We start from the raw sequence: 26,034 nt of genomic DNA, 5'->3' as shown, positions 1-26,034 counted from the left end.
GGAGCGATCCGACAGGACGGCGGAATATTTTTTCCGCCTCTCCCGCCACGTCATTGCGAGGAGCGCAGCGACGAAGCAATCCAGCTTTCTGTTTCCGGGTAACAAAGCTGGATTGCTTCGCGGAGCCTGTCATCGGGCGGCGCCTTGCGCCGACCCGTTGGCTCGCAATGACGGGGTGAGATTGCGTGTCCCCCGTCACTCCAGTTCCGGCGGCGGAGAGGGATCGAGCACTTCGCCCTTCGGCCCCTCCAACAGATCCAGCGCGTAGGTCTCGATCGTCAAAGGCCCGCGCTTGCGCGGCAGCTCCGCGACCAGCTCAACCTGCGTGAACGCGTCCTTCAGATACGGCCGCCCGCCGGGCCGCGCCTCGTCGACATAGAGTAGCTTGCCCCTCAGCAGCGCCGGGTCCGGCTCGGGCATGTTGACCCAACGGATGCGCTGCGTCGGCTGCACCACGCAGGTGCCTTTGGGCAGATAGAAGGCGAGCCAGCCGGTGGTGCCGTAATCCGGCGCCAGCACGCAGGCTGCACCGACGCGCGCGCGCACCGCTTCGATCCCGGAGGCGAGTTCGCGCCAGCCGACGCCGACACTGCGCACGGTGGCGTCGCGGCGGTAGCCCGACAGCATGCCGGTATCGGCCTGCACGATCAGAAGCGCGAACATCACGATGCCGACCGGCGGGGCCCAGCGCGCGCAGAAATCGACGATGCGCTGCTGGCGCCTCTCCCATCGCGCGATGTTGGCGGCGACCGCGGCCGCGATCGCGAAGGCCGGATAGACCGGCGCGAACCAGTTCGCCTCGACGCGGGCGTGCAGCGAATGCCAGACGAAATACGCCACGATGGTCCAGAAGGTCGCGTTGATCAGCACGCGCGCGGCGGATGCGCCGGCATTGCGCCTTGCGAGCGCGTAAAGTCCCATCACGCCGAGGATGAAAACCAGCGGTGTTGCGAACGCGATCTGGGTCGGGATCAATTCGCCGATGAAGGCGGGCCTGAAATCCTCAATTCTTGCCCGCCCGATCTGCTTGATGAAGGAGACCCAGTGGTGATCGGCGTTCCACAGAATGACCGGCGAGAATAACGCCAGCGAAACCAGGCCGCCGAGATAGAGCCAGGGCGAGAGCAGCCAGCGCCGCAATTTTGGGACGGCGATCAGCCAGATCAGGATCGCCGGGCCGAAAAACATCGCCGTGTACTTTGACAACAGCGCTGCGCCGACCGCGGCGCCGACCGCCAGCCACCAGGCGCCGCGCCCGGTCTCCAGCACTTTTGCCAGACCAAACAGCACAAAGCTCGAGGCCACCAACAGCGGCGCGTCCGGGGTCACGATCAGCGTGCCGATGGCGGCCATCAGCGTGACATTGAGCAGGATGGCAGCGGTCGCAGCCACCCGGAAGCCGCCGAACAGGATCGAGGCGGTGCGAAACACCGCCCAGCTCATCGGCAGCGCCAGCAAGATCGACACCAGCCGCACGCCGAGTTCGGTGTCGCCGGCGATCATGGTGCCGAGCCGGATCACCGCGGCGACGCCAGGCGGATGATCGTAATAGCCGCCGGCGAGATGTTTCGACCACATCCAGTAATAGGCTTCGTCGAACGTCAGCGGGGTCCAGGCGGCTGCGGCCAGCCGCAGCGCTACCAGCGCCGATATCGTCATCGCCGTGGTGCGGACGAGCCGCAAATCGCTTGGAGTCATCTAAACGTTCATCGCTTGCGCCAGACAAACAGCCCGGACATCGCGTAATTCCACACCACGCCCATCAGCGCGCCGGCCGCACCGGCCAGCCACCAGATCGGCTGCTTGTCGTAAACCGAGAATGCGACGCCGACATTGGCGAACAGCCCAACGCTGCAGACGAGATAAAACAGCAACAGACCGCGCAAAATGGCAAAACCCTTCAGGCGCTGGTCGCGATAGGTGAGAAAATTGTTGAGGATGAAATTGCTGGTCATGGCGACCACCGCGCCGCAGGCCTGCGCCTGCGGGAACGGCCAGCCAAGAATATTGAGCGCGACGAACAACGCGGCCAGATGCACGAACAGGCCGGTCGATCCGACCATCGCAAACAACAGGAAGCGCAACGACACCACGTCATTCGTCAGTTTCGCGAGCACCAGCCCCAGAAAATCCAGCGCCACCATCGAATCGAGCTTGCTCTCGCCGTGCAGCCGCGAGCCGAAGGTGTAGGGGATTTCCTTCACGCGAAGATCGCCGTGCGCGGTGGCGATGATATCGAGCAGTATCTTGAATCCTTGCGTGGAGAGCTGCGGCGCCAATTGCTCGAACCGCTCGCGGCGGATCATGAAGAAGCCGCTCATGGGATCGGCGATCTTGACCCGCAGCACGCGCCGCGCGACTTCGGTCGCGAGCGCGCTGGCGCCGGCACGCTGCTTGTTGAAACTGTCGGCGCTGCCGCCTTCGATGTAGCGGCTGCCGACCACGAGATCGGCCTCATTGCCCTGCAAAAGCGCCAGCATCTTTTTAAGCTGCGTCTCGTCATGCTGCAGGTCGGCATCGATCACCGCCGCACAGGCCGCGCTCGAGGCCAGGATGCCCTCGATGCACGCGCCCGACAGGCCGCGCCGCCCGATCCGCCGGATGCAGCGGACCCGCGAATCCTGCCGCGCCAGCCCGCGCACGACGTCCCAGGTGCCGTCGGGGGAATTGTCGTCGACGAAGATGACTTCAAAGGCCTTGCCCGCAAGCGCGGTCTCCAGCCGCCGGAACAGCGTTAAGACGTTGTCGCGCTCGTTGAAGGTGGGGACGACGACCGAAAGCTCGGGCGAGGCGACTGCCTGCGGCTGGCTTTCGGGGCCCGGTCTGATGGCTTCATTCATGACGGCCAAGCGTATATCCGCGCCGCCAGGGGAAGCCAAGGCGCAGTTCCCGAAACGGGGGTCGGAGGAGCTTAAAAACGGCCCAAAACAGGCCCCAAAATGCCAACGACCACGAACAGGGGCGCGCGTACATCCGGCGCAGCCGATCTATTCAGTGGTCGTCCCAGCGCCGGAGCTATCAAGCATCGACGTCGCCGTTAGTAACCAGATAGGGATGATCCGGGCCGTCCGCAAGGGGCTCCTGCTCGGGCCCAGCGTCTGCGGCCTATTGAGGCACCTCTCTGATCACCGGCCCCCTGACCGCCGGCGGGGCCGGTTTCGTCGGCTGTTCAGTCTTTTGAATCTGCGTTTGGGGCTTGCTGATTTGTCCGATCGGCACGTAGAAAAACGCCATCCCCAGCACGGCTGCCGCGACGATCGCACCCAAAATGCCTGCTACTTTTTCCGAGTCCATCTCGATATCCCGGCCGCCCCTTAAAAACTCACCCCGAGGAAATAGACATACAACGCTTCGCTGACAATCTGGCCAAGCAATTTCCAATTTGGCCAAGCTATTTCGGCGCCTTGTGCTTGATGAAGGCCGTCACGATGTCCTTTTGCGCCGCCGCGATGGCGCTGTTGGCGGTGGTCATATGCGCTCCCGCGTCGACGTCGGGGAACTGCATCGAAAGATAATCCACCAGCGTCACCCGAAAATTCTGCCGCTCGGACGGACAAACGCTGGCGATCAGAGATGTAAAATCCTGGCCCGACAGGCCCTTGTTGCTGTCGCGGTTATACTCCTGCGCGAGGCAATTCCAGTAGGAGTCCCGCCCCACAACCGCGTCCCGGTGCGCTTCGTCGATCTCGCCGGCCAAGCCAACATTGGACATGGCAACAGAAGGCAACATCGCGATAACCGCCAGAATAATCGACCGCATCTTGTTCTCCTTTTTTGATCATCCTAGCGTGAACGCCGGACTGCCGTAAACGCCAAGGCGCTGTCCGGAGCGAACTGGCCAATCACGATTGATTTGACTAGGCTCGGGGAGACCAGGTTCCGTTCGCGACGAGAGTAGCCGGTGAGCAAGACCCCCAAAGCCCCCGCCAAGAAGACGCCTGCAAGCAAGACGGCTGCAACCAAGCCGGCTGAAACCAAGACGCCCGTCGCCAAGGCGCATGAAACCAAAGCGCCTGCAAAATCCGCCTCAAAAAATTCCGGAAAAATCTATATCGGCGTCGGCGGCTGGACCTTTGCACCATGGCGCGGGGTGTTTTATCCGGAAAAGCTGACGCAGGCGAAGGAGCTCGAATACGCGGCGTCAAAGCTGACCTCGATCGAGATCAACGGCACCTATTACGGCTCGCAGAAGCCGGAGAGTTTTAGGAAATGGGCGCGCGAGGTGCCGGACGGGTTTGTGTTTTCGGTGAAGGGGCCGCGCTTCGCCACCAATCGCCGGGTGCTGGCGGAGGCCGGCGATTCCATCAAGTATTTTTACAATACCGGCGTGCTGGAACTCGGCGACCGGCTCGGCCCGGTGCTCTGGCAATTCGCGCCGACCAAGAAATTCGACGAATCCGACTTCGGCAAGTTTTTGGAATTACTGCCGCGCAGGCTCGAGGGTCGCGACCTCCGCCATGTGGTTGAGGTCCGCCACGCCAGTTTTTGCGTACCCGAGTTCATCGCGTTGTTGCGCAAATTTGAAACGCCCGTCGTGTTTGCGGAACATGGCAGCTATCCGGCGATCGCTGATGTCGCCGGAGATTTTGTTTATGCCCGGCTGCAGAAGGGCAATGACGAGATCGCGACCTGCTATCCGCCAAAGGCGCTCGATGCCTGGGCGAAGCGGCTGCAATTATGGGCCGATGGCGGCGAGCCGGACGATCTGCCGCGTGTTGCTCCGGCAAGCACCAAAAAAGCCCCGCGCGATGTGTTCGCCTATGTGATCCACGAGGGCAAGGTGCGCGCGCCATCAGGCGCGATGGAATTGATCGAACGGGTGAAATAAGTGGACGGCAAATGGCCAAGGCGAAAAAACTCTTCACCATCGGCTATGAACAGACGCCCGCCAAGGCCGTGCTCGACGAACTCGAGCAGGCCGGCATAAAACTATTGGTCGATGTGCGCGCGGTCGCGTCTTCGCGCCGTCCCGGGTTTTCAAAAAACCAGCTTGCCGCGGGGCTCGACGAGCGCGGTATTTCCTATTTGCACCTGCGCGGCCTCGGCACGCCCAAGGACGGCCGCGAGGCCGCGCGCAGCGGCAAGTTCGACGCGCTGCACAAGATCTATGCGAAGCACCTGAAGACGCCGCAGGCGAAAGAAGAACTCGACGAGTTGTCGGCGCTGGTCAGGAAGTCCGGGCCCGTGTGCATCCTCTGCTACGAGCGCGACCATCTGCATTGCCACCGGCAATGGATCGCCGAGATCATCGGGGATCGTGACGGGGTCAGAATCGAGAATTTGGTCGCGCCGCAAGTCTAACCGTCATTGCGAGCCAACGGGTCGGCGCAAGGCGCCGCCCGATGACAGGCTCCGCGATGCAATCCAGCTTTCGTTCTACGGATGAAAAGCTGGATTGCTTCGTCGCGGAGCCTGTCATCGGGCGCGCGTTCGCGCGACCCGTTGGCTCCTCGCAATGACGGTGGATGGTGCAGGTTCGCTCATCACCCCTCCCCCGCCAATCGAAAAGTTCCTTCCATCATCGGCACGCAATGCCCGCCGACATGGGCGGATGCGACGACGCCGTTTTCCTTCCGCACCCGCGTCAGGAGCAAGCTCGGCCGCCCCATATCGACGCCCTGGCCGATGCGCAGTTTCAATTCGCCGTCGCGTTCGCCCGCGAGATCGGCGAGCAGCGCCGCGGCGGCGACGGTGGCGCTGCCGGTGGCGGGATCTTCGGAAAGCCCGCTCGATCCCGGGTGAAACATCCGCGCCTGCAGGTCGCAGGGCCGTTCGGACGGCGGCACGTCGCGCGTATAGAAATAGACCGCGTCACTGCCGTCGCAGGGGAAAATGCGGGCAAACGCGGCAGCGTCGGGTTTTGCACGTCTCAGCGCCTCGCGCGCGTTCAATTCCACCATCAGGAACGGCAGCCCGACGGAAGCAATCAGCGGCGGATGCCGGTCGGTTCTCACATCGGCTGCCGACAGCGACAGGCAAGCGGCCGCCTGTTCGGCGCTAAACGTCGTCAGCTTCTTGAGCGGCTGCGGCGCGGTGAGTTCGGCGCCAACCGCCTTGCCCTGCTCTTTCAGAATTTCAACCGGCACGAGACCGGCGCCTTCCTCGAACAGGAATCGCCCAGGCGGTTTTGTCATCTGCGTCGCCAGCACAAAAGCCGTCCCGACATTGGGATGGCCCGCGAACGGGATTTCGGAGCGTACGGTAAAAATCCGAACCTGCGCGTGATGCGCGCTATCGCGCGGCGGCAGCACGAAGGTGGTCTCGGAATAATTGAACTCCGATGCAATCGCCTGCATCTGCGCGGTCGAGAGCCCGCCGGCATCCAGCACCACGGCCAGCGGATTGCCGCCAAAGGCGCGGTCGGTGAAAACGTCCACGGTGATATAACGCCGTTGCATGTGATGTCTCCTTTTATCCCAACTGCCAAACCGTCATAGGCTGGTCATAGCCCTTGACCGGGACTTCGCCGAGCGAGACTGCGTCGCGGCCGTCCTCGCCGAGCGCGTCGCGAACCGCGGCCGAGATCAAGAGCTGCGAATTGAATTCCTTGTTGAGCGCCTCCAGCCTCGAGGCAAAATTCACGGTGTCGCCGATCACGGTATATTCCTTGCGCCGGGGCGAGCCGATATTGCCCGCGACCACTTCGCCGACATGAATGCCGATGCCGATGCGGAGCGGCCAATGCGAGGCCTCGTTGATGTGTTCCATCGCGGTGAGCATTTCGCGGGCGGCTGCGACCGCGTGATGGGCGGCGTCGGCGACCTCGAACGGCGCGCCGAACAGCGCCAGAAAACCATCGCCCAGGAATTTGTTGACGATGCCGCCGTGACGGTCGAGGATTTCGACCAGCACCGCGAACGCGCCGTCGAGCCGGTCGACGACGTCCTTGGGCGAGCGCGAGCGCGCCGCTGCGGTAAAGCTGCGGAAATCGACGAACATCACGGCGACCCGGCGAATGTCGCTGTCGGTGCTCGGGCCCTCGAGCAGGAGCCGCTCGGCTACCTGCGGCGAAACGTGCTGGCCGAACAGATTGGTGACACGGTCGCGCGCGGTCGCGGCCATGATGCTGGCTGCGAACTGACGGCGCAACTGAACCCCGACCGCGCCCGCCAAAACCCCTGAAATCAAGAGCATCATGCTGCGCGCGCCGTGGTAAAAACCGTCGGGCGAAGGGTCGGTGGTCGCTGCCGGGTGATAGAACATCGCGATACAAAACAGCTCCGCTGCCGCCACGAAACCGGTGAAGGTCGAAAGCCAGAAATCGAGCCGCAGCGTCGAGAGGATGATGAAGATGAAATAGGCGAACGGCATCACGAAGCCGAGCGCCTCGACCGGCCCCATCTTCTGGATATGCACAGCCAGCGCCACGGTCGGCAGCGAGGTCTCGATCAGCACACCCAGATATCGCCGGATCAGGGCCACATCGCGGTCGAGTTTCAGATGCCTCTGGATATTGCCATGCACCCAGAGCTCGAACAGGATAAACGGGATCAGGATGTAATTGAGATAGGTCGGCTGAAACCTTCCCCGCCAGATGCGATCGAGCCCCCTTGGGTCGATCAGATCGATGGTCCAGAGAATGACGAGGAGAGAAACAGCGGTGATGATGAGCGCCTTAACCCGGATAAGTTCGGTCTGCATCACCTCGCGCATCAGCGCATGATCGAACTCGGCCGACACCGCCGGCCGTCTCGTGCTTGCCTTTTTTCCCCAGAACGCAGCCATCAAATTACACCGTCATTTCCGGGATGGTCCCGAGGACCAGACCTCAGATGTGCAATTGCACATCGGGGAATCTCGAGATTCCGGGTTCGATGCTTCGCATCGCCCCGGAATGACAGTCGGCATCTAGCATCAATCGAGCGTGCGGCGGAAGCGCGTCACCGCGATGGTCATGGCGAACAACATCAGTGCAATCAGTGCAATTGTGTCATATTGCAAATTCTGCAGCGTCGCGCCCTTCAGCATGATGGCCCGCACGATCCGCACATAATGCGTCAGCGGCAGGCCTTCGCCGATATATTGCGCCCAGATCGGCATGCCCGCGAACGGAAACATGAAGCCGGACAACAGGATCGAGGGCAGGAAGAACATCATCGACAATTGCATCGCCTGCAGCTGGTTCTGCACGATGGTCGAGAACGTGTAGCCGATCGAAAGATTGGTGGTGATGAACAATGTCGAGAGCAGTGCCAGCAGGGTGAGGCTGCCGCGCACGGGAACGCCGAACAGCAAGACGCCGATGCCCACGATCAGGGTGGCCTGGACGAAGCCGACCAGCACATAGGGAATGATCTTGCCGAACATCACTTCGACAGGCTTGATCGGCATCGACAACAGGCTCTCCATGGTGCCGCGCTCGATTTCGCGGGTCACTGATAGGGCCGTGAAGATCAGCATGGTCATGGTCAGGATGGTGCCGACCAGGCCCGGCACGATATTGAGCCGCGAGGAGGCCGCCGGGTTGTAGCGCGCATGCGCGCGGATCTCGAACGGCAGCGACGGCGGATCGCCCGCGAACAGATCGTGCTCGAGCGCGGTCTGCACCACGACGCTGAGCGCCGACAGCGCCGAACTCGCCGCCACCGGATCGGTGGCGTCGGCGGCGACCAACAGCGCCGGATGATCGCCGCGGCGCACCGCACGCTCGAACCCGCGCGGGATTTCCACGCCGAACAGGACCTTGCCCGACTGCAAGAGATTGTCGAACTCCGCGACGTCGTGCACTTCGTGGGTGAAGTGGAAATAGGCTGTGTTTTCCAGCGCTTTCAGGATCGAGCGCGCGAGGTCGGAGTCCTCCTGCAGCAGGACTGCCGTGGGCAGATTGCGCGGCGTGGTGTTGATGGCGTAGCCGAACAGCAGCAATTGCATCACCGGGATCATCACGATCATGCCGAACGAGACGCGGTCGCGCTTGAGCTGGATGAATTCCTTGATCACCATCGCAAAGCTGCGCCGCCAGAAGCCGAACCTGGGCTCGCTGGCTTCGCTTCGATCGGCGGCTCGCTCGGCAATCACGCTCATTGGAAATTATCCTTCGAACGGGTCATCAGCTCGATGAAGACATCCTCCAGCGACGGCTCGCTCTGCTGCCAATGCCATCGCGGGTCCGCCCGATAGGGCGCGATGGTTGATTCCAGCGCTTCCCGGTCGCGGCCGGAGACGTGCAGGCTGGTGCCGAACGGCGCCACCATGTCGATACCGGGCTTGCCGGTGAGTTCGTCCTGCAGCTTGTGAAGGTCGTCGCCGGTCACCGTATAGGTGGTCAGCGCCGATTTCGCGATCACCTCATCGACAGTGCCATGCGCCAGCAAATGTCCATAGGCGATATAGGCGATCTCGTGACAGCGCTCGGCCTCGTCCATGTAGTGGGTGGAGACCAACACCGTCAGCCCGGCGGCCGCCAGCGCATGGATCTCGTTCCAGAAATCGCGCCGCGCTTTCGGGTCGACACCGGCGGTCGGTTCGTCCAACAGCAGCAATTGCGGATTGGGCAGCGTGCAGGCGCCGAGCGCCAGCCGCTGCTTCCAGCCGCCGGAAAGTTCGCCGGCGAGTTGTTCCTCGCGCCCGTTAAGCCCGAGCCGTCTTATCATTTCGCGCGCGGTGCCGCGCGCATCGGGCACGCCATAGAGCCTGGCGACGAATTCGAGATTCTCGCGTACCGACAAATCCTGGTACAGCGAAAAGCGCTGCGTCATGTAGCCGACCTGGCGCTTGATCTTGTCGGCGTCACGGCGGATGTCGTAACCCAAACAGGTGCCCTCGCCGCTGTCGGGCGTCAGCAGGCCGCAGAGCATGCGGATGGTGGTGGTCTTGCCGCTGCCATTGGGGCCGAGGAAGCCATAGATGGTGCCGCGCTTCACCTGCATCGACAGATCATGCACGACCTCGCGGCCGCCAAAGGATCTTGTCAGGCCTTTGACGTCGATCACGATGTCGGACGCGGAAGGAGGCAGCGCGGTCATTGCTTTTCCGCAACAGGAGTCTTGGCGTTGACGAACACGCTGATCGGCTGGCCGACGCGGAGTGCATCGGGCCGCGCGGGGCGCGCCTGGATCAGGTAGACGAGCTTGTTGCGCTCCTCGAGGCTATAGATGACGGGCGGGGTATATTCCGCCGTGGTCGCGATGAAATAGATCCTCGCGGTAAGGTCGGCCGAGCAGTTGTCGCAGGTCACCCGCACCTCGTCGCCGATCGCAAGTTTTGGCAGCTCGGTTTCCGGCACGAAGAACCGCAGCTTCATGTTGCCGGGCGGCATGATCGAGAGCACCGGCCGCTGCGCCTGCACCATCTCGCCCTCGCGAAAATAGATCTGCTGAATGATGCCGCTGACGGGTGCAAAACCGTTGCGCCGCGCCAGCCGCGTCTGCGAGGTGACCACACGCGCTTCGGCGACGCGGAGCGCGGAAACCGCGGCGTCGAGATTGGCCTGGGTCCCGGAGCCGGTCTTGCTCAAGGAGGCGGCGCGGTCATAGCTCTGCTGCGCGTTGGCAAGCGTGGCCTTGTTCTGGTTCAAGTCCGCCAGCTGCAGATCGTCGTCCACGGAATAGAGTTGGTCGCCGGCCTTCACCTCATCGCCTTCGCGGACGCTGAGCTTGGTCACGCGTCCGGCTTCGTCGGGGCTGACGAAGATCATGTCGGCCTCGACCCAGCCCTGAAAGCGGGGATCCCGGCGCTCGTTGCAGCCGGCGAGCATTGCCGCCAGCACAAGCGCTGCCAAGATTCGCTGGGCCTTTCGCGACGAGGTCATGCCGCCCTCCGTTCGCCGAAAATCAGGTCGAGATGGACGCGAAACATTTCGCTCGCGTCGAGCGGCGCGTGCCGGGCGAACAGTCCCTGCCAGATCACGGCGACAATGACGGGGGAGACCACGATCTGCGGAAATTGCGCCAGGCCTTCGTTCCGGATTTCGCCGCTTGCAATACCGAGTTCGATCAGCGCCCGCATGCCGGCGAGGCCGCGCGACACCACCTCGCGGTAATAGAAGTCGGCGACGCTCGGAAACCGCGCCCCCTCGGCGACGATCAGGCGAAGGATGTCGCCGCGCCGCGTCGATACCACCTCCCGCGCAAAGGTCTGCGCGAAATTCTCGAGCGCGGCACGGACCGATCCGCCCGGCGGCGGCGGCGCGGCAAGCCGTCCGATCAGCGGCACCAGCGCGGTCCGCACCAGCTCCTGAAACAGCGTCTCCTTGTCGGCGAAGTGGAGATAGATCGTGCCCTTGGCGACGCCGGCGCGGCTGGCGACATCGTCGAGCCGGGTCGCGGCATAGCCGCGCGCGATGAATTCATCCAGCGCCGCCTCGATGATGGCCTGGCGCCGCTCCGCCGCGCGAGCGGCGCGGCTGGACGCGGGTTTTGGCGAGATGGACCCCGGCAGGGCCGGCGCTGGCGGCTGGACTGGCGCGGCCTTCTCGGCGCGACGGCGCTTGGCTGGCATCGACGGGTCTCCCTCCCTTGCTGCGGTTCGCGAACTTGATACCATCCAATTATGACTGACCGGTCAGTCACTGTCAATTGAAGCGGTGTCGACGCCGGTCACGTCGCCGTTATTCGGCTTCGGGAGATGGGTTGCGCGGGCGCGACCCGCCGTCGACGTGGCCGCAAGGCCTCACCTGACGCGGCAAGCTTCGATCATCGAGGCCAGCGCCCGCTCCGCCGCCTTGCGCGCTTTTGACGGGTTCGGCGATCGGGCAATGACCATGGCTGCTTCCGTCAGCGACCCCAGCAGAAGATGGGCGAGCACATCGACCTCCCGCTTCTCCAACAGGCCCATCGAAACCGCGGCCGACAGCGCCTGCCTGATCAGGCCCAACCCGTATTTCGCATCCATCTCCCGCCATCGCTGCCAGCCAAGCACCGCCGGTGCGTCGACCAGCAATATTCGCTGCATGGCGGGTTCAGAGCAGGCTTTGAGGAAAACGCCGATGCCGCGCTCGAGCGCCAGGAGCGGATCGGCCAGCGCGGCGGTTTCGCGAACCAGCTCGGCGTGCAATTCCCGCATCACCGTCTCGACCACGGCCGCGAACAGCCCCTCCTTGCCGTCGTAATGGTGATAAAGCGCGCCCCGCGTCACCTCGGCTTTGGCCACCAGCTCTTCGGCGCTGACCGCTTCAAATCCGCGCTCCGCGAATATTTCGCGCGCGACCGTTTCGAGCCTGGCTTTGGTGGCCGCGGTTTGCGCTGTCTTCGTCATCTTCATGCCGTAGCTATTGGACGATCGCTCGCGAAGATCAACTCGCCTCGCCCGCCTCCGCTGAACTGGCCTTGGCTTGACTCATAAACATACATTCTGTATGTATCTTTAACGAACAATCGCCGGTTTGGCAATTCAGCGCCGCCGCGAGGCTGCGATCACGGCGGCCGAGCCGTCGTAAACAGGTCGGGAAACGAGAATGGATACGCCAGCGATCGAAGCGCGCAACATCTGCCTTTCCGAATTCGGCATCAGCACGCGCGTGCTGGAGGCAGGTTTGGGCCCCGTGGTGCTGATGCTCCATGGCAACCCCGACAACGCCGACGAATGGGCGCTATTGATCGGCAAGCTCGCCGGTCGCTATCGATGCATCGCGCCCGATTTTCCCGGCTATGGAAAATCGCCGGAGCCACCGGCGGCCTTCACTTACAGCCTCAAAGATCAGATGCGGTTCGTGGATGCGGTCTTGCAGGCGATGCGGATTGCCGGGCCCGTGATCCTGGTCGTGCACGACACCGGCGGCATGGTCGGCACCGCCTGGGCCGCCGCCAATCTCGGCCGCTTGCGCGGCATGGTCATCACCAACACGGTCGCATTCGACGGCTTTCCGTGGTTTCCGATCGCGCGGCAATGGGGCGATACCTCGCTCGCTGGCAAGATACGCTCGTCGCTCGGAATGGCAGCGCTGCGGCTTCGCGGCGGCGCGCTGTTCAAGCGCATTTTTGGCGCGCAGTGTCCGCAATTGAGCGAACAGGAACTCGACCGTTTCGCCGCAAGCTTTGCCATGAACCGCGACGCCAAGCGAACGACGCTGCGGCAGTTCCGGCAATTCATGCAGCCCGGTTTTTTCGCGGAATTTGCCGCGATGCGTGAACGCATCCTCGCGCGGGTGCCCTGCCGCGTGGTGTGGGGCGACAAGGACAAGTTCATTCCGGTCCGTTTCGCGCACGCTTTCGGCAGCCAGCAGGTCAGGATCCTGCCCGATGCCGGACATTGGGTTGCGCTGACCGCGCCGGAGGCGCTGGCGGCGGAGGTTGAAGCGCTCAGCTAGGTGTGAAACTTCAATCCATCGACGATCTTGTCGATCACCTTGCGCTCCGCGCGCATGGCGAGACCGACCAGATTGAGATCGGCACGCCCGACCGCCCTCACCGCCGCGCGATTGGCGGCATCATGCGTGGTCTTGAACATGTCCTCGGTATAGACCGCAGGCGTCACGTTCCGCGCCAGCGCCCGCTCGAGCGCGCGGGTCAGCGCCGGCCGGTCGGCGCCATAGATCAGGATCGGCTGGCCGATCAGCGCGAGATACTTTGTCCCCGAGCCGTCTTCGTAAGGCTCGCCAATGCATCCGGCAAACGCCGCCGCGATGCCCGAGGTCAGGAACGAAGCGACGTTGAGCTTCTGCCACGCCTCAAGGTCGGTCCGGATCACGACCGCGATTTTGGTGTCGAAATGCATGGGTTGTTTCTACCGTCATTCCGGGGCGATGCGAAGCAATGACGAAGGCTACCCCTTGGCGTCGCAGGCCCAGGCGCGGATCACGCATTCCTTGCCGCCATATTCGTAGCATTTTTTCGTAGCCTCGTTGAGCGAGCCCGAAATGTGAGGCTTGATCGCGTAACCGTGCGCGCCGCAGGGATTGGTCATGTCGATCGATAATGCCGCGCAGGCGCGCTTCATCGTCACTGCCGTGCAGTCGCCCTTGCATTGCTTGAGCGCGGCGGCGCGCGCCGTGTTCTCGGCCGGATAATCGTAGGCCTGGCCATAGGCGCCGCATTTGCCGATCGCAAATGCACCCGCGGCCCAGGCCTGCGTAACGAATCGCGACGCGCCGAGCAGTAACGTCAGCGCAAGGACAATCAGCGCGCGGCGTTGCGCGACGGCAGTCGAAACGATCAAAATCCCCTCCCCCGGGCCCTGCGGCCGCAAACTTAAGGGAGAGGACGTTTCAACTTGGTGAACGAGAGTTTGAAAGTGGCGGCGCGGCTAACCCTGCCGCGCTGCCTCGAGCGCCTGCGGGGTATCGATATCCAAAAACGCGCCGTGACCGTCGACCGGGACTTCCGCGACCGCCTCGCTGTGCCGCGCGATCAAATGGCGGGCGCCGATATCGCCGTCGAGCGTCATTAATTCGTTGAAGAAGCGCCGCGACCACAATACCGGATTGCCGCGCCGGTTGTCGCTGACGGGCACCGCGATCAGATTGCCGCGGTCCGGCGCGAACGCTTCGATCAGGCGGTCGATCAAATGCGCATCGATCAAAGGCATATCGCCAAGGCAAATCACCGCGCCGTCGGCATTTTCCGGCACCGCGGTGATGCCGGCGCGCACTGAACTGGCCAGACCATCTGCAAAATGCGGATTGCGCACGAATTTCACCTTCAGGCCAGCCAAAACTTTCTCGACCTGCTCGGCCTGATGGCCGGTCACCACGATCACGTCTTGCGCTTTCGAGGCGAGCGCCTGCTCGGTCACGATTCGCACCAGCGGCTTGCCGCCGAGTTCGGCCAACAGCTTGTTGGGACCGCCCATCCGGGTCGAGCGGCCGGCCGCGAGGATGACCGCGGCGACATGGCGGTTGCTGTCGGCGGCAAGACTCGCGCGCGGCTGCGGCCGCGTCACGATTTCCATCAACAGCCCGCCGACGCCCATGCCGGTAAGCTCGGCGCGCGTCACCTTGAGGCCGGCGAGCAGGCGCATCAGCACCCAGTCAAAGCCGTTTTCGACCGGCGAGCGCGCGCAGCCCGGCGCGCCCAGCACCGGCACACTGCCGGCGCAGCCGATCAGCAGCAGGTTGCCCGGATCGACCGGCATGCCGAAATGTTCGATGGCGCCGCCGATGCCGGTGATCGCCGCCGGAATCACATCGCGCCGGTCGGCAATCGCCGAGGCGCCGAACACGATCACAAGCTCCGCGCCGAGCGTGAGCAATTCCTTGATCGACGCCGCCAGCGCCGCCTCGTCATGCGGCACGCGGCGTTCGGCGATGATGGTGGCGCCGGCCGGCGCCAGCCGCTCGGCGGTGACCCGCAAGGTTTTTTCCACCACTTTCGGCGCCAGTCCCGGCAGCAAGGTCGAGACAATGCCGACGCGTTTTATCACATAGGGCGCGATCCGCAGCGCGCCGCCGCTCGCCGCTTGAACCGCCGCGTCGCGCAATTTTGCTTCCACCCCGAACGGGATCAGTTTCACGGTGGCGACCATCTCGCCTTCGACTACGGGCTTGTAAGCGGCGAGAGTCGCAAAAGTGATGGCCTCATCGACGCCGTTGATGCGGTCGACCTTGGCGCGGTCGACCACCAGCACGCCGGCTTTGGCCGCGAACAGATTGGCGCGGCCGGTGAAGGCGCGTTCGACATTGACGCCGTCGCCGGAGACGGCCTGCGCGATGCTGGCGGCGGCGGCGTCCTCGGAGACGTCGCCGTCCTCTAGCCGCACCACCACGATTTCCTTGACGCCGGCGCGGGTCAGCGCCTCGACTTCGGCGTGACCGATGGTGGTGCCTTTTTTCAGCACCAGCGATCCCTGGCGCAGCGTATGAACGGTGACGCCGCCCATCGCCTCCATCGGGCTGGCAGGGCCGAATTTCATGCCGCGGCCTCTTTCTCTTTTGCCGGCAGCCGCAATTGCGCGGTGATCTCGGCCATGATCGCGACCGCGATCTCCGACGGCGAGACCGCGCCGATGGGCAGGCCGATCGGGGCATGAATGCGCGCGATGTCCGCTTCTCTCGCGCCCTGCGCCCGGAGGCGCTCGCCGCGCTTGGCGTGGGTCTTTCGCGAGCCGAGCGCGCCGATATAGAAGCAGTCACGCTGGAACGCGTGCAGCAGCGCCGGATCGTCGATCTTGGGATCGTGCGTCAGCGCCACGAATGCCGTGTAGTGATCGACATCGAGCGGCGGCAACGCCACGTCGGGCCATTCGGCGATCAGCGGCACATCCGGAAACCGCTCCGGGCTTGCAAACGCGGTGCGCGGATCGACCACGGTGACGTCATAGTCGAGCGAGCGCGCCAGCGGCGCCAAGGCCTGGCTGATATGGACGGCGCCGACAATCACGAGCTTTGCCGTCGGGGCATAGACATTGAGAAACAGTTTCTTGTCGCCGGCCTCGATCATTCCGCTCTTGCCCATGCGCAATTGTTTTGTCAGTTCAGCGCGCAGGGGGTCAGTGACAAAATCGGCGGCCTTGACCAGCCGCTGTTGGCCATTCTCGGTATCGGTGACCAGGATCACCGGACGGCGCGCGGCGCGCTCGGTGTTGAGCTCTTTGAGGGTCTCGAGCTTCACGACTGGCCCACCTTCTCGACGAAGACCCGGATGGTGCCGCCGCAGGACAGGCCGACATTCCAGGCGGTCTCGTCGGCAACGCCGAATTCCAGCATTTTGGGCTGGCCGCTCGCGATCACATCTAACGCCTCCGTGACCACCGCGCCCTCGACGCAGCCGCCGGACACCGAGCCCAGAAACGTGCCGTCATCGTTGATGACGAGGCTCGAGCCCGCCGGCCGCGGGGCCGAGCCCCAGGTCTCGACCACGGTTGCCAGCGCCACGCCGTGACCGGCCTTTTGCCAGTCCTCAGCCGCTTTCAGAATGTCTTCGTCGCGATTGAGCATGGAAAACCTCTTTTCAGGCTGCGGAGCGGATCAGGCTGCGGTGATGCGGCGGCGGCACCGAGGAAAGTGCTTCGATCAGCCCCTGGATGGAACTCAAATTATGTACCGGGCGGAATTCGTCAACGTGCGGCAACATCATTTTGATGCCCTGCGCCTTGGCCTCGAAGCCGCCGTAACGCAGCAGCGGATTGAGCCAGATCAGGCGGCGGCACGACCGGTGCAGCCGGTCCATCTCGAACGCCAGCTTTGCGTCGGCTTCGCGCTCCAGCCCGTCGGAGATCAGAAGCACGATCGCGCCCTGGCCCAGCACCCGCCGGCCCCACAATTTGTTGAACGTATGCAGCGAGGTGGCGATCCGCGTTCCCCCGGCCCAGTCCTCGACCGTCGACGAACAGCTCGCCAGCGCCTCGTCGGGATCCCGCGCCCGCAGCGCCCGCGTCACATTGGTCAGCCGCGTGCCGAACAGAAACACCGACACGCGCTTGCGGGCGTCGGTGATGGCGTGGAGAAAGTGCAGGAACAGCCTTGTATATTCGCTCATCGAACCGGAGATATCGAGCAGCGCCACGATTGGCGCCGGCTTGTCGATCCGGCCGAGCCGATGGATATCGATGATGTCGCCACCGGTGCGAAGGCTGCCGCGCAGCGTCCGGCGCATGTCGAGCCGCAAGCCGCGCGGGTCCGGCTGATAGCGGCGGGTGCGCAATTCGGCCTGCGGCAGCTTCATCTCCGCGATCGCGCGGGTGACTTCGGCGATCTCGGCCGCGCTCATCTGCGCAAAATCCTTTTTCTGCAGCACTTCCTTGTCGGACACCGAGAGCTTGAGATCCTGCTCCTGAGCCTGCGGCACTTCGCTGGTCCGGGGTTGCGACAGCGCTTCCTGGACCCGGCGCGAGGCCGGCGGCGGCTTCTTCTTGGCGTGTTCGGGCAGCGGCACCGAATCCAGCATATGCTTCCAGTCCTCGGCGGCGCGGAAGAACAGGTCGAAGGCCTGCGCGAAGATCAGCGCATGCTCGTGGCGCTTGACGAAGATGGCTTCCAGCGTCGTGAATACATCGGCGCGGCTGCCGATCTCGATCAGGCGCAGCGCCTTCAAGGCATCGATGACCGCACCCGGTCCGACCGGAATCCCGGCCGCGCGCAGCGCGCGGGCAAAGCCGATGACGTTGTCGGCGATCAGGCCGGTGACTGGTGTAGTGGTTGACGCGGTCATGTTACCCTCGTCATTCCGGGGCGCGAGTGAAACGAGCGAGTCCGGAATCCATAACCACGATCGGGAGTATGGATTCCGGGCTCGCGCCAAGAGGCGCGCCCCGGAATGACAGGCGTTGTTAACTCTCGCTCGTCGCCTCTTTCAGAACCTTTTGCAGCGTGTCGCCCTGCATCCGCGTGATGTCGTCCTGGTATTTTAGCAGCGCGCCGAGGGTGTCGCCGACCACTTGCGGGGTCAGCGAGCGGGCGTCGAGTTCGGTCAACGCGGTCGCCCAATCGATGGTCTCGGCAACGCCCGGCGACTTGTAAAAATCCTGGTCGCGCAGCGCCTGCACGAAGCCGACCACCTGCTGCGACAGTTTCGCGGATATTCCAGGCACGCGCGACTTGACGATCGCAAGCTCGCGCTCGGCGGAGGGATAATCCACCCAGTGATAGAGACAGCGGCGTTTTAAGGCGTCATGAATTTCGCGGGTGCGGTTCGAGGTGATGATGACGATCGGCGGCTGCGGCGCCTTCACGGTGCCGAGCTCGGGGATGGTCACCTGGAAGTCCGAGAGGATTTCCAGCAGATAAGCCTCGAACGCCTCGTCGGCGCGGTCGAGCTCGTCGATCAAGAGCACCGGGGAGCCTGCGACATCCGGCTCTAGTGCCTGCAGCAGCGGCCGTTTTATGAGATAGCGTTCAGCGAAGATGTCTGACGATAGATGCTCGCGATCGGTGTCGCCGGCCGCTTCCGCAAGCCGGATCGCGATCATCTGCGCGGCGCTGTTCCATTCATAGACCGCGGACGCAACATCCAGCCCCTCATAGCACTGCAGCCGGATCAGCTTTCGCCCGAGTGCTGCCGACAGCACCTTCGCGATTTCGGTCTTGCCGACGCCGGCCTCGCCTTCCAGGAACAGCGGCCGGCCCATGCGCAGCGACAGATAGGTCACCGTCGCCAGCGAACGCTCCGCGAGATAGCCGCGCGAGGTCAGGAGTTCGAGCATCGCATCGACGGAAGAAGGCAGCGCCGATGCAGTCATTTGAGAGCCAATCTTGATGAGCGAGAACCAGGCAATGTCAGCCCTTGCAACGTCAACCCTTGACAGTCGCGGCTTCGACGGCACGCCGCGCCACTACCGCGATCAGATGCGCGCGGTATTCGGCGCTGCCGTGCAGATCGCTATTTAGTCCCTCGGCCGGCACCGTCAACCCGTCCAGCACTTTCGGCGAGAAGCGTTTTTTCAACGCCTCCTCGAACGAGGTGACGCGGAACACGCCTTCGGAGCCGGCGCCGGTGACGGCGACGCGCACGTCCGACGGACGCTTGGCGACGAACACGCCGACCAGCGCGTAGCGCGAGGCCTGGTTACGGAATTTGATGTAGGCGGCCTTCTTCGGCAGCGGGAACATCACCTTGGTGATGATCTCGTCGCTCTCGAGCGCGGTCGTGAACAGGCCTTGAAAAAACTCTTCCGCCTTCAGGCGGCGCTTGTTGGTGACGATGGTGGCGCCGAGCGCAAGCACCGCCGCGGGATAATCGGCGGTCGGATCGTTGTTGGCGAGCGAGCCGCCGATGGTGCCCTTGTGGCGCACCGCGGGGTCGCCGATCATGCCGGCAAGTTCGGCCAGCGCCGGGATCGCCTCGCCGACAACAGCCGAAGTCGCGACATCGGCATGCTTTGCGGTCGCGCCGATCACCAGCGAACGGCCCTTGATCTCGATAGAGTCGAGCCCCTCGATATGGGAGAGGTCGACCAGGTGCGGCGGACTCGCAAGCCGCTGCTTCATGACCGGCAACAACGTATGGCCGCCGGCGATCACCTTGGCGTCTTCGTTCTTGACCAGCAGATTGGCGGCCTGCCGCACGGTCGCCGGACGATGATATTTGAATTCATACATTGGGTATTCCTAATCGCCGTGCGCTGCCGTTCTTATGCGAGATCGGAGTTCGCCATCGCCTTGGCGCCGGCCGCGATCGACGCAACGATGTTCTGGTAGCCGGTGCAGCGGCACAGGTTGCCTTCGAGCTCTTCGCGGATAGTGTGGTCGGAGAGGTCATGGCCCTTGCGGTGGACGATATCGACCGCGGTCATGATCATGCCGGGCGTGCAGAAGCCGCATTGCAGACCGTGATGCTCGCGGAAGGCTTCCTGCATCGGATGCAACGGCGCGCCGTCGGGCGCAAGGCCCTCGATGGTCTTGACCTCATGGCCGTCGGCCATCACCGCAAGCGTGGTGCAGGACTTGACCGCCTTGCCGTCGAGATGCACCACGCAGGCGCCGCATTGCGAGGTGTCGCAGCCGACATGGGTGCCGGTCAGCCGCAGATTCTCGCGCAGAAACTGCACCAGGAGCGTCCTCGGGTCGACATTGGCATTGACGGGGTTGCCGTTCACGATCAGCGAAATTTTGGCCATTCAGCACTCTCTTCAGCTACCGCCGCGTTGCACGGCAGCACGCTCATTAAAATCATTCCGGGGCCATAATCATAATATGGGCCATCCCGGCAATGAGCAACCTCACCTGGGGCATGGCTTGATATGACTTAGCGGGACTTTCGGTAGAAGGCTAACCCTGCACCGCCTTGGCGAAATTTGCAAAGAACTCATCGGCCAGTTTCTTGGCCGTACCGTTGATCAGCCGCTGCCCGAGCTGGGCGAGCTTGCCGCCGATCTGCGCCTCGACGTCATAACTCAGCAGCGTACCGCCATCCTTGTCGGACAGCGCCACCGTGGCGCCACCCTTGGCGAAGCCGGCCACCCCGCCCTCACCTTCGCCCGAGATTTTGTAGCCGTTGGGCGGGTCGATGTCGCTCAGCGTCACCCGCCCCTTGAAGCGCGCCGACACCGGCCCGACCTTCATTTTGGCGACCGCGCGAAAACCATTGTCCTCGGTTTTTTCCAATTCCTCGCATCCGGGGATGCAGACCTTGAGCACTTCCGGATCGTTCAATTTGGCCCACACCGCCTCGCGCGGCGCCGCTAGCTGGACTTCGCCGTTCATCGTCATGGCCATGGGGATACCTCCGGATCGCTACGCCTGTAGCCCCCAAGTAAAGCACCGAGGGCTCAAAAGGAAGGGGACGGATCAAGGACAAGCGATGCATATTCGCAACCGCCGGGCTTGCGCCGATGCTATGGGATTGGCAGAGGCAGGCCGGGATGGTTAGGTCGCGCGCATCATGAGCACTTCCCTCTCCCCCTTGCTGGCGCCGATGCTGTCGAGCGCCGCCATGCGCGCCATCTGCGACGATGCCGCCTACCTGCAGCACATGCTCGATTTTGAAGCAGCGCTGGCGCGCGCCGAAGCCGCGACCGGGGTGATCCCCGCGAGCGCGGTTGCTCCGATCGAGAAGGCCTGCAGGGCCGAGAAATTCGACCTGGCTGCCCTGGCCGAGGCCGCGACCCGTTCCGGCAATCTCGCGATCCCGCTGGTCAAGGCGCTTACCGCCGCCGTCGCCAAGGCCGATGCGGACGCAGCGCGCTATGTGCATTGGGGCGCGACCAGCCAGGACGTGATCGATACCGCCGCCATGCTCACCTTGCGCGCAGGCATCGATTCGCTGCTTGTAGATCTCGATCGCGCCATCGCCGGATTCGCAAAGCTTGCGCGAAAACATCGCGACACGCCGATGGTGGCGCGCACCTGGCTGCAGCATGCCTTGCCGATGCCGTTCGGCCTGAAGCTTGCGGAATATGCCGCGGCGTTGCATCGCTCTCGCGCGCGGTTGCAACGGTTGCGCGGCGACGGATTGGCGTTGCAATTCGGCGGCGCCGCGGGAACCTTGGCAGCGCTCGGCGACAAGGCAATGGCGGTCGCCGAAAGACTGGCCGAGGTGCTAAAGCTACCGCTGCCGGCGGCGCCCTGGCACACCCATCGCGACCGAATCGCGGAAATAGCCTCGGTGCTCGCGATCGTGGCGGGAAGCTGCGGCAAGATCGCCCGGGACGTTTCACTGATGATGCAGACTGATGTTGCCGAGGCGTTCGAGCCGTCCGGCGAAGGCCGCGGCGGCTCCTCCACCATGCCGCACAAGCGCAATCCCGTGGCGGCAGCGACCGCGCTCGCCGCGGCCACCATGGCGCCCAATCTCGCGGCGACGATATTTGCGGCGCAAGTGCAGGACCACGAGCGCAGCGCCGGCCTCTGGCACGCCGAATGGCCTACAATGCCGACGTTATTGCTGGTCACATCAGGCGCGCTCGCCGCAATCGTCGACATCGCCGAGGGGCTGGAAGTCGATGCCGCGCGCATGCGCGTCAATCTCGAGGCGACCGGCGGGCTGATCATGGCCGAAGCGGTGACGATGGCGCTGGCCGAGAAGATCGGCAAGAGCGAGGCCCATCATCTCGTGGAGACCGCCAGCAAAAAGGCCGTCGCCGAGAAAAAAGGCCTGCGCGAGGTGCTGGCAAAGGATACGAAGGTCACCGCGCATTTGAGTGCGGACAAACTAAAAAAACTGTTCGAGCCGATGGCCTATCAGGGCGCCTCGCAGGTCCTGATCGACCGGCTGCTGGCCTCGCTCGACGACAAATAGTCCAGATGTCATTTGCCGGGCTTGACCCGGCAATCCATCATCCTGGATAGACTCTGTTTTTAGATGGATGCGCGGATCAAGTCCGCGCATGACGAGGAGCGCAAAATGCCGATGATTGATGCCGATGGTTGCCTGCTCAACGTATCGGTCGAAGGCCGCGACGGCGGGCCGACCTTGATGCTGTCGAATTCGCTCGGCTGCACCTTGCAGATGTGGCAGCCGCAGATGAAGGCGCTGACGCAGCTGTTTCGCGTGATCCGCTATGACCGGCGCGGCCACGGCAAGTCGAGCGTGCCGCCGGGCCCTTATTCGATGGAGCGGTTCGGCCGCGACGTGCTGGCGATCCTGGATGACCTCAACATCGAGAAGACGCATTGGTGCGGTCTGTCGATGGGCGGCATGGTCGGACAATGGCTCGCGGCCAACGCGCCGGAGCGATTTGGCAAAATCATTCTCTCCAACACCGCCTGCTACTATCCCGATCCGACCAATTGGCAAAACCGCATCAAGGCGGTGAAGGAAGGCGGCATCGCAGCCATCGCCGACACCGTGATCGCGAGCTGGCTGACGGCGGAGTTTCGCGAGCGCGACCCGCAGAGCACGGCGAACATGAAGGCGATGCTGACGGCCACGCCGGTTGAGGGCTATCTCGCCTGCTGCGAGGCGCTCTCCACGCTCGACCAGCGCGCGCTGTTGCCGAAGATCAAGAGCCCGACATTGGTGATCGCCGGACGCCATGACATGGCAACGCCGATCTCGGCCGGCGAATTGATCCGCAGCCAGATTCCCGGCGCCAGCCTGACCATCCTCGACGCCGCCCATATTTCCAATGTCGAACAGCCGCACGCTTTTACCGACGCCGTGGTCGGCTTTTTGACGCAACGCTAGCTCTAACCCCCGTCATTGCGAGCGTTAGCGAAGCAATCCACAGCCGGGACGATGGTGACAATGGATTGCTTCGTCGCTTCGCTGGTCGCAATGACGGGAGAGTATCAAGGACGACGACGGGAGAAATCAATGGACGATCAGAAACGCCGTGACGACGGCATGATCCAGCGCCGCAAGGTGCTCGGCAATGCCTGGGTCGACAAATCAATCGCCAACCGGAATTCGTTCAACGCCGAGTTCCTCGACCTGATCACGCGCCACGCCTGGGGCGAGATTTGGACCCGGCCGCATTTCGACGAGCGCACGCGGCGGGTGCTGGTGATCGGCACCATGGTTGCGCTCGGCCAATGGGACGAATTCCGCCTGCATGTGCGCGCCGCGCTGACCGAAGGCGGCTTTACGCCGGAGGATATCAGGGAAATCCTGCTGCAGCAGGCGATCTATTGCGGCGTGCCGGCCGCCAACCACGCGGTCAAGGAAGCCTCAGCGATTGTGAGCGAGCTCGGGCTGCTCAAGGGGTAGAGCGTCGTCCACGCTGTGAGTGGTCTCTCGCTGCGCGGGACGTTCGACCAGCAACACGATCGCGGTCCCCAGCAGCATCAGCAACTCCGTGGCATGAAGCCGAAGCGCCTCCGTCTCGCCGACCTGCGATGCCAGCACCATGCCCGCAAAACTGAACGCGCTGCCGATCGCAAGCGCGATCGCGAGCGCTTCGTCGCCGTCACCGGTCTTGCGGATCGAGGCGCGGATGATCAACACCAGGAAGATCGCAAAGAAGGCGACGACGGTGAGCCTGCCCAAAGCCAACAGCCATGCGAAGCGGATCGTTGACATCGCGGCCCATTGCAGATGATCGCTGATGTAGAGCGCCGCTGCGATATTGGGCCGCTCATAAAGGCCGTGGACCGGCGAAATCATGATCCTGAAGGCGATCATGGTCCAGGACGGAATGAAATAGGCCGCCAGAAGCGCACCGCTGAAAGAACTGATCCGCCAGTTTGTGGTCATGTCGCTTCCCGCTGTTCCGCGACGCTCCGACACGGAGCGGCGGTTCGGCGGAGACGTAACTCCCCTAAACTGCGGCGGGCAATTTAAACCCTTTATTTACCTTAATCGCCGGGGCGACCGGACCGGCGTACCTTTAGCGCGTCGTGCGGATACCTGCGGACAAAAGAAAAGTCCCGCCTCGCGGCGGGACCTTCCTGCTCCTCGCTTGGTTCCTCGATCCGAATTAACGCTCTCCCTTGCCTTGATGATCAGGTTTCTGGCCCTGACGATTCGGGTCTTGCTGTTGCTGTCCGGGCTTCTGCCCTCCGCCCTGCTGCTGGCCGGGCTTCTGGTTCGGGTTCTGATTCTGCTGGCCCGGCTTCTGATTGGGGTTGGACATCGGCATCTCCCTGGTTGAACGTAACGGGAGATAACCGAACCCTGGCGAATTGGTTTCAGGGGAACCTGGGCTCGCCGGCGAATATTGGGTGGCAGGGCCTGGCCGGGACGGTTGCAAGGGAACCGAAGAGCTTAAAACTACCTATGTACAAGCCCTTAAGGTACACATTGGCGCTGTTGCCGCACCGGGTTCCCACTGTTAGAAAAACCCCAAGCTAGAAAACCTCAAGACGCGACGTTCCGGCTGCCGGGGCCGTCGCCGCGTCTCACTCTTGGGCACGGCAGCGCATGGATTATTTCGCCCAGCAACTGATCAACGGCCTCGTACTGGGCTCGGTCTACGGCCTGATCGCCATCGGCTACACCATGGTCTATGGCATCGTCGGCATGATCAATTTTGCTCACGGCGACATCTTCATGATCGGCGGCTTCATCGCGCTGATCTCGTATCTGATCCTGGTCTCGATCGGGCTGACCGTCGTTCCGGTGATCCTGCTGATCGTGCTGCTGGTGTCGATGGCGATCACCGCGCTTTATGGCTGGACGGTCGAGCGCATCGCCTATCGGCCGCTGCGGCACTCGTTTCGCCTGGCGCCGATGCTGTCGGCGATCGGCATGTCGTTCGTGCTGTCGAACTACTCGCAAGTGGCCCAAGGCGCGCGCGTAAAACCGGTGCCGCCGATCATCACCGGCGGCTACTCGCTGCATGAGGGCAGCGGCGGCTTCGTAGTGCGGCTGTCGAACGCGCAGATCGTCGTCGTTATCACCACCGTCGTGCTGCTCGCGATCTTCACCTGGCTCGTGACCAGGACCCGGCTCGGCCGCGACATGCGCGCCTGCGAGCAGGACCAGACCATGGCAGCGCTGCTCGGCGTCGACGTCGATCGCACCATCTCCATGACCTTTGTCATTGGCGCAGCGCTCGCCGCGGTCGCCGGCATGATGTACCTGCTCTATTACGGCCTGGTCGATTTCTACATGGGCTTTGTCGCCGGCATCAAGGCGTTCACCGCGGCCGTGCTCGGCGGCATCGGCTCGCTGCCGGGCGCGATGCTGGGCGGGCTTGCGATTGGCTTGATCGAGACGCTGTGGTCGGCGTATTTCTCGGTCGAGTACAAGGACGTCGCGGCATTCTCGATCCTGATCGTCGTGCTGATTTTCATGCCGACCGGCCTGCTCGGCCGGCCCGAAGTTGAAAAAGTTTGACGGGCGG

General features: G+C 63.4%; 30 protein-coding genes. 7 read left to right on the top strand and 23 right to left on the bottom strand.

The annotated features are described in order from the left end of the window. Nucleotides 1–195: 195 nt before the first annotated feature. From B5526_RS31440 to B5526_RS31425, 4 genes are all read right to left on the bottom strand, one after another. The gene (locus B5526_RS31440) at nt 196–1,698 is read right to left on the bottom strand and encodes a glycosyltransferase family 39 protein (RefSeq protein ID WP_079543630.1); all 1,503 of its coding nucleotides are present in this window, start codon (nt 1,696–1,698) and stop codon (nt 196–198) included. Between the two features lie 8 nt (nt 1,699–1,706). Continuing rightward, nucleotides 1,707–2,840 (bottom strand): glycosyltransferase, encoded by a 1,134-nt coding sequence (locus B5526_RS31435; RefSeq protein ID WP_079543629.1) that lies wholly within the window; start codon nt 2,838–2,840, stop codon nt 1,707–1,709. A 265-nt stretch (nt 2,841–3,105) separates the two neighbouring features. Then, the gene (locus tag B5526_RS31430) at nt 3,106–3,294 is read right to left on the bottom strand and encodes a hypothetical protein (RefSeq protein WP_079543628.1); all 189 of its coding nucleotides are present in this window, start codon (nt 3,292–3,294) and stop codon (nt 3,106–3,108) included. A 97-nt stretch (nt 3,295–3,391) separates the two neighbouring features. Continuing rightward, a complete protein-coding gene (locus B5526_RS31425; RefSeq protein ID WP_079543627.1) occupies nt 3,392–3,760 on the bottom strand; it encodes a hypothetical protein in 369 nt (122 codons plus the stop codon). Nucleotides 3,761–4,045: 285 nt separating this feature from the next. Between B5526_RS31425 and B5526_RS31420 the strand changes: the two genes are divergently transcribed. Next, nucleotides 4,046–4,828: a DUF72 domain-containing protein gene (locus B5526_RS31420; protein ID WP_079545645.1), complete on the top strand. Its 783-nt coding sequence runs from the start codon at nt 4,046–4,048 to the stop codon at nt 4,826–4,828. Nucleotides 4,829–4,839: 11 nt separating this feature from the next. After that, entirely contained in the window at nt 4,840–5,301 is a 462-nt protein-coding gene (locus tag B5526_RS31415) for a DUF488 domain-containing protein (RefSeq protein WP_079543626.1), read from the top strand. Nucleotides 5,302–5,483: 182 nt separating this feature from the next. Here B5526_RS31415 and B5526_RS31410 read toward each other — a convergent pair whose 3' ends face one another. The 7 genes from B5526_RS31410 to B5526_RS31380 form a co-directional block, all read right to left on the bottom strand. Further along, entirely contained in the window at nt 5,484–6,398 is a 915-nt protein-coding gene (locus B5526_RS31410; protein ID WP_079543625.1) for a PhzF family phenazine biosynthesis protein, read from the bottom strand. 13 nt (nt 6,399–6,411) lie between these two features. Beyond that, complete coding sequence (locus tag B5526_RS31405; protein WP_079543624.1) at nt 6,412–7,725, bottom strand: adenylate/guanylate cyclase domain-containing protein; 1,314 nt, start codon at nt 7,723–7,725, stop codon at nt 6,412–6,414. Nucleotides 7,726–7,854: 129 nt separating this feature from the next. After that, nucleotides 7,855–9,024, bottom strand: coding sequence for an ABC transporter permease (locus B5526_RS31400; RefSeq protein ID WP_079543623.1), 1,170 nt, complete (start codon nt 9,022–9,024; stop codon nt 7,855–7,857). Beyond that, on the bottom strand, nt 9,021–9,965 hold the full coding sequence (locus B5526_RS31395; protein WP_079543622.1) for an ABC transporter ATP-binding protein: 945 nt from the start codon (nt 9,963–9,965) through the stop codon (nt 9,021–9,023). Before B5526_RS31395 ends, B5526_RS31400 begins: the two co-directional genes overlap by 4 nt. Further along, a complete protein-coding gene (locus B5526_RS31390; protein ID WP_079543621.1) occupies nt 9,962–10,750 on the bottom strand; it encodes an HlyD family secretion protein in 789 nt (262 codons plus the stop codon). The genes B5526_RS31395 and B5526_RS31390 overlap by 4 nt, the downstream gene beginning before the upstream one ends. After that, nucleotides 10,747–11,439, bottom strand: a complete 693-nt coding sequence (locus B5526_RS31385; protein ID WP_079543620.1) for a TetR/AcrR family transcriptional regulator — start codon at nt 11,437–11,439, stop codon at nt 10,747–10,749. Before B5526_RS31385 ends, B5526_RS31390 begins: the two co-directional genes overlap by 4 nt. A 171-nt stretch (nt 11,440–11,610) precedes the next feature. Then, nucleotides 11,611–12,195 (bottom strand): TetR/AcrR family transcriptional regulator, encoded by a 585-nt coding sequence (locus B5526_RS31380; RefSeq protein ID WP_197688377.1) that lies wholly within the window; start codon nt 12,193–12,195, stop codon nt 11,611–11,613. Between the two features lie 199 nt (nt 12,196–12,394). On the opposite strand from B5526_RS31380, the gene B5526_RS31375 reads away from it, so the two are divergent. Continuing rightward, a complete protein-coding gene (locus B5526_RS31375; RefSeq protein WP_079543618.1) occupies nt 12,395–13,246 on the top strand; it encodes an alpha/beta fold hydrolase in 852 nt (283 codons plus the stop codon). Here B5526_RS31375 and B5526_RS31370 read toward each other — a convergent pair. The 10 genes from B5526_RS31370 to B5526_RS31325 all read right to left on the bottom strand — a co-directional run bounded on the left by B5526_RS31370 (nt 13,243) and on the right by B5526_RS31325 (nt 21,025). Continuing rightward, nucleotides 13,243–13,653: a DUF2000 family protein gene (locus tag B5526_RS31370; RefSeq protein ID WP_079543617.1), complete on the bottom strand. Its 411-nt coding sequence runs from the start codon at nt 13,651–13,653 to the stop codon at nt 13,243–13,245. The two genes, B5526_RS31375 and B5526_RS31370, sit on opposite strands and share 4 nt — an antisense overlap. A 48-nt stretch (nt 13,654–13,701) precedes the next feature. Then, the gene (locus B5526_RS31365) at nt 13,702–14,091 is read right to left on the bottom strand and encodes a DUF4189 domain-containing protein (protein ID WP_079545643.1); all 390 of its coding nucleotides are present in this window, start codon (nt 14,089–14,091) and stop codon (nt 13,702–13,704) included. A gap of 90 nt (nt 14,092–14,181) precedes the next feature. Next, the gene (locus B5526_RS31360; RefSeq protein ID WP_079543616.1) at nt 14,182–15,786 is read right to left on the bottom strand and encodes an NTP transferase domain-containing protein; all 1,605 of its coding nucleotides are present in this window, start codon (nt 15,784–15,786) and stop codon (nt 14,182–14,184) included. Beyond that, the gene (locus B5526_RS31355; RefSeq protein ID WP_079543615.1) at nt 15,783–16,484 is read right to left on the bottom strand and encodes an XdhC family protein; all 702 of its coding nucleotides are present in this window, start codon (nt 16,482–16,484) and stop codon (nt 15,783–15,785) included. Before B5526_RS31355 ends, B5526_RS31360 begins: the two co-directional genes overlap by 4 nt. Continuing rightward, on the bottom strand, nt 16,481–16,810 hold the full coding sequence (locus tag B5526_RS31350) for an XdhC family protein (RefSeq protein ID WP_079543614.1): 330 nt from the start codon (nt 16,808–16,810) through the stop codon (nt 16,481–16,483). The genes B5526_RS31355 and B5526_RS31350 overlap by 4 nt, the downstream gene beginning before the upstream one ends. A gap of 13 nt (nt 16,811–16,823) precedes the next feature. After that, nucleotides 16,824–18,023 carry a vWA domain-containing protein gene (locus tag B5526_RS31345; RefSeq protein ID WP_079543613.1) on the bottom strand — a complete coding sequence of 400 codons (1,200 nt, stop codon included), beginning with the start codon at nt 18,021–18,023 and terminating at the stop codon, nt 16,824–16,826. 118 nt (nt 18,024–18,141) lie between these two features. Next, nucleotides 18,142–19,050 carry an AAA family ATPase gene (locus B5526_RS31340; RefSeq protein WP_079543612.1) on the bottom strand — a complete coding sequence of 303 codons (909 nt, stop codon included), beginning with the start codon at nt 19,048–19,050 and terminating at the stop codon, nt 18,142–18,144. A 52-nt stretch (nt 19,051–19,102) separates the two neighbouring features. Further along, entirely contained in the window at nt 19,103–19,909 is an 807-nt protein-coding gene (locus B5526_RS31335) for an FAD binding domain-containing protein (protein WP_079543611.1), read from the bottom strand. A 32-nt stretch (nt 19,910–19,941) separates the two neighbouring features. Next, nucleotides 19,942–20,427 carry a (2Fe-2S)-binding protein gene (locus tag B5526_RS31330; RefSeq protein ID WP_079543610.1) on the bottom strand — a complete coding sequence of 162 codons (486 nt, stop codon included), beginning with the start codon at nt 20,425–20,427 and terminating at the stop codon, nt 19,942–19,944. A 151-nt stretch (nt 20,428–20,578) separates the two neighbouring features. Continuing rightward, nucleotides 20,579–21,025 carry an SRPBCC family protein gene (locus tag B5526_RS31325; RefSeq protein WP_079543609.1) on the bottom strand — a complete coding sequence of 149 codons (447 nt, stop codon included), beginning with the start codon at nt 21,023–21,025 and terminating at the stop codon, nt 20,579–20,581. A gap of 166 nt (nt 21,026–21,191) precedes the next feature. On the opposite strand from B5526_RS31325, the gene B5526_RS38105 reads away from it, so the two are divergent. The 3 genes from B5526_RS38105 (at nt 21,192) to B5526_RS31315 (ending at nt 23,957) form a co-directional block, all read left to right on the top strand. Continuing rightward, the gene (locus B5526_RS38105; protein WP_154071546.1) at nt 21,192–22,547 is read left to right on the top strand and encodes a 3-carboxy-cis,cis-muconate cycloisomerase; all 1,356 of its coding nucleotides are present in this window, start codon (nt 21,192–21,194) and stop codon (nt 22,545–22,547) included. A 105-nt stretch (nt 22,548–22,652) separates the two neighbouring features. After that, nucleotides 22,653–23,435, top strand: coding sequence for a 3-oxoadipate enol-lactonase (gene pcaD / locus B5526_RS38100; protein ID WP_154071545.1), 783 nt, complete (start codon nt 22,653–22,655; stop codon nt 23,433–23,435). Nucleotides 23,436–23,564: 129 nt separating this feature from the next. Then, nucleotides 23,565–23,957, top strand: a complete 393-nt coding sequence (locus tag B5526_RS31315; RefSeq protein WP_079543608.1) for a carboxymuconolactone decarboxylase family protein — start codon at nt 23,565–23,567, stop codon at nt 23,955–23,957. Here the strand turns inward: B5526_RS31315 and B5526_RS31310 are convergent. Beyond that, a complete protein-coding gene (locus B5526_RS31310) occupies nt 23,919–24,443 on the bottom strand; it encodes a hypothetical protein (protein WP_079543607.1) in 525 nt (174 codons plus the stop codon). The two genes, B5526_RS31315 and B5526_RS31310, sit on opposite strands and share 39 nt — an antisense overlap. A 223-nt stretch (nt 24,444–24,666) precedes the next feature. Further along, nucleotides 24,667–24,822, bottom strand: coding sequence for a hypothetical protein (locus tag B5526_RS38570; protein WP_172842155.1), 156 nt, complete (start codon nt 24,820–24,822; stop codon nt 24,667–24,669). Between the two features lie 287 nt (nt 24,823–25,109). Between B5526_RS38570 and B5526_RS31305 the strand changes: the two genes are divergently transcribed. After that, complete coding sequence (locus tag B5526_RS31305; RefSeq protein ID WP_079543606.1) at nt 25,110–26,027, top strand: ABC transporter permease subunit; 918 nt, start codon at nt 25,110–25,112, stop codon at nt 26,025–26,027. Nucleotides 26,028–26,034: the final 7 nt, after the last annotated feature.

Origin of the sequence: Bradyrhizobium lablabi (assembly GCF_900141755.1) — a bacterium.
Classification (GTDB): Bacteria; Pseudomonadota; Alphaproteobacteria; order Rhizobiales; family Xanthobacteraceae; genus Bradyrhizobium; species Bradyrhizobium lablabi_A.
The sequence above is the reverse complement of the archived record's forward strand: the minus strand, read 5'-3'. Positions and strand labels throughout refer to the sequence as shown.

What these genes read in the sequence shown, in the direction of transcription:
- B5526_RS31335 (WP_079543611.1), bottom strand. Translation starts at nt 19,909, where the DNA reads ATGTATGAATTCAAATATCATCGTCCGGCGACCGTGCGGCAGGCCGCC.
- B5526_RS31435 (WP_079543629.1), bottom strand. Translation starts at nt 2,840, where the DNA reads ATGAATGAAGCCATCAGACCGGGCCCCGAAAGCCAGCCGCAGGCAGTC.
- B5526_RS31400 (WP_079543623.1), bottom strand. Translation starts at nt 9,024, where the DNA reads ATGAGCGTGATTGCCGAGCGAGCCGCCGATCGAAGCGAAGCCAGCGAG.
- B5526_RS38105 (WP_154071546.1), top strand. Translation starts at nt 21,192, where the DNA reads ATGAGCACTTCCCTCTCCCCCTTGCTGGCGCCGATGCTGTCGAGCGCC.
- B5526_RS31310 (WP_079543607.1), bottom strand. Translation starts at nt 24,443, where the DNA reads ATGACCACAAACTGGCGGATCAGTTCTTTCAGCGGTGCGCTTCTGGCG.
- B5526_RS31440 (WP_079543630.1), bottom strand. Translation starts at nt 1,698, where the DNA reads ATGACTCCAAGCGATTTGCGGCTCGTCCGCACCACGGCGATGACGATA.
- B5526_RS31390 (WP_079543621.1), bottom strand. Translation starts at nt 10,750, where the DNA reads ATGACCTCGTCGCGAAAGGCCCAGCGAATCTTGGCAGCGCTTGTGCTG.
- B5526_RS31350 (WP_079543614.1), bottom strand. Translation starts at nt 16,810, where the DNA reads ATGCTCAATCGCGACGAAGACATTCTGAAAGCGGCTGAGGACTGGCAA.
- B5526_RS31325 (WP_079543609.1), bottom strand. Translation starts at nt 21,025, where the DNA reads ATGGCCATGACGATGAACGGCGAAGTCCAGCTAGCGGCGCCGCGCGAG.
- B5526_RS31430 (WP_079543628.1), bottom strand. Translation starts at nt 3,294, where the DNA reads ATGGACTCGGAAAAAGTAGCAGGCATTTTGGGTGCGATCGTCGCGGCA.
- B5526_RS31380 (WP_197688377.1), bottom strand. Translation starts at nt 12,195, where the DNA reads ATGACGAAGACAGCGCAAACCGCGGCCACCAAAGCCAGGCTCGAAACG.
- B5526_RS31330 (WP_079543610.1), bottom strand. Translation starts at nt 20,427, where the DNA reads ATGGCCAAAATTTCGCTGATCGTGAACGGCAACCCCGTCAATGCCAAT.
- B5526_RS31395 (WP_079543622.1), bottom strand. Translation starts at nt 9,965, where the DNA reads ATGACCGCGCTGCCTCCTTCCGCGTCCGACATCGTGATCGACGTCAAA.
- B5526_RS31360 (WP_079543616.1), bottom strand. Translation starts at nt 15,786, where the DNA reads ATGAAATTCGGCCCTGCCAGCCCGATGGAGGCGATGGGCGGCGTCACC.
- B5526_RS31385 (WP_079543620.1), bottom strand. Translation starts at nt 11,439, where the DNA reads ATGCCAGCCAAGCGCCGTCGCGCCGAGAAGGCCGCGCCAGTCCAGCCG.
- B5526_RS31410 (WP_079543625.1), bottom strand. Translation starts at nt 6,398, where the DNA reads ATGCAACGGCGTTATATCACCGTGGACGTTTTCACCGACCGCGCCTTT.
- B5526_RS31405 (WP_079543624.1), bottom strand. Translation starts at nt 7,725, where the DNA reads ATGGCTGCGTTCTGGGGAAAAAAGGCAAGCACGAGACGGCCGGCGGTG.
- B5526_RS31370 (WP_079543617.1), bottom strand. Translation starts at nt 13,653, where the DNA reads ATGCATTTCGACACCAAAATCGCGGTCGTGATCCGGACCGACCTTGAG.
- B5526_RS31345 (WP_079543613.1), bottom strand. Translation starts at nt 18,023, where the DNA reads ATGACCGCGTCAACCACTACACCAGTCACCGGCCTGATCGCCGACAAC.
- B5526_RS31415 (WP_079543626.1), top strand. Translation starts at nt 4,840, where the DNA reads ATGGCCAAGGCGAAAAAACTCTTCACCATCGGCTATGAACAGACGCCC.
- pcaD (WP_154071545.1), top strand. Translation starts at nt 22,653, where the DNA reads ATGCCGATGATTGATGCCGATGGTTGCCTGCTCAACGTATCGGTCGAA.
- B5526_RS31305 (WP_079543606.1), top strand. Translation starts at nt 25,110, where the DNA reads ATGGATTATTTCGCCCAGCAACTGATCAACGGCCTCGTACTGGGCTCG.
- B5526_RS31425 (WP_079543627.1), bottom strand. Translation starts at nt 3,760, where the DNA reads ATGCGGTCGATTATTCTGGCGGTTATCGCGATGTTGCCTTCTGTTGCC.
- B5526_RS38570 (WP_172842155.1), bottom strand. Translation starts at nt 24,822, where the DNA reads ATGTCCAACCCCAATCAGAAGCCGGGCCAGCAGAATCAGAACCCGAAC.
- B5526_RS31375 (WP_079543618.1), top strand. Translation starts at nt 12,395, where the DNA reads ATGGATACGCCAGCGATCGAAGCGCGCAACATCTGCCTTTCCGAATTC.
- B5526_RS31315 (WP_079543608.1), top strand. Translation starts at nt 23,565, where the DNA reads ATGGACGATCAGAAACGCCGTGACGACGGCATGATCCAGCGCCGCAAG.
- B5526_RS31340 (WP_079543612.1), bottom strand. Translation starts at nt 19,050, where the DNA reads ATGACTGCATCGGCGCTGCCTTCTTCCGTCGATGCGATGCTCGAACTC.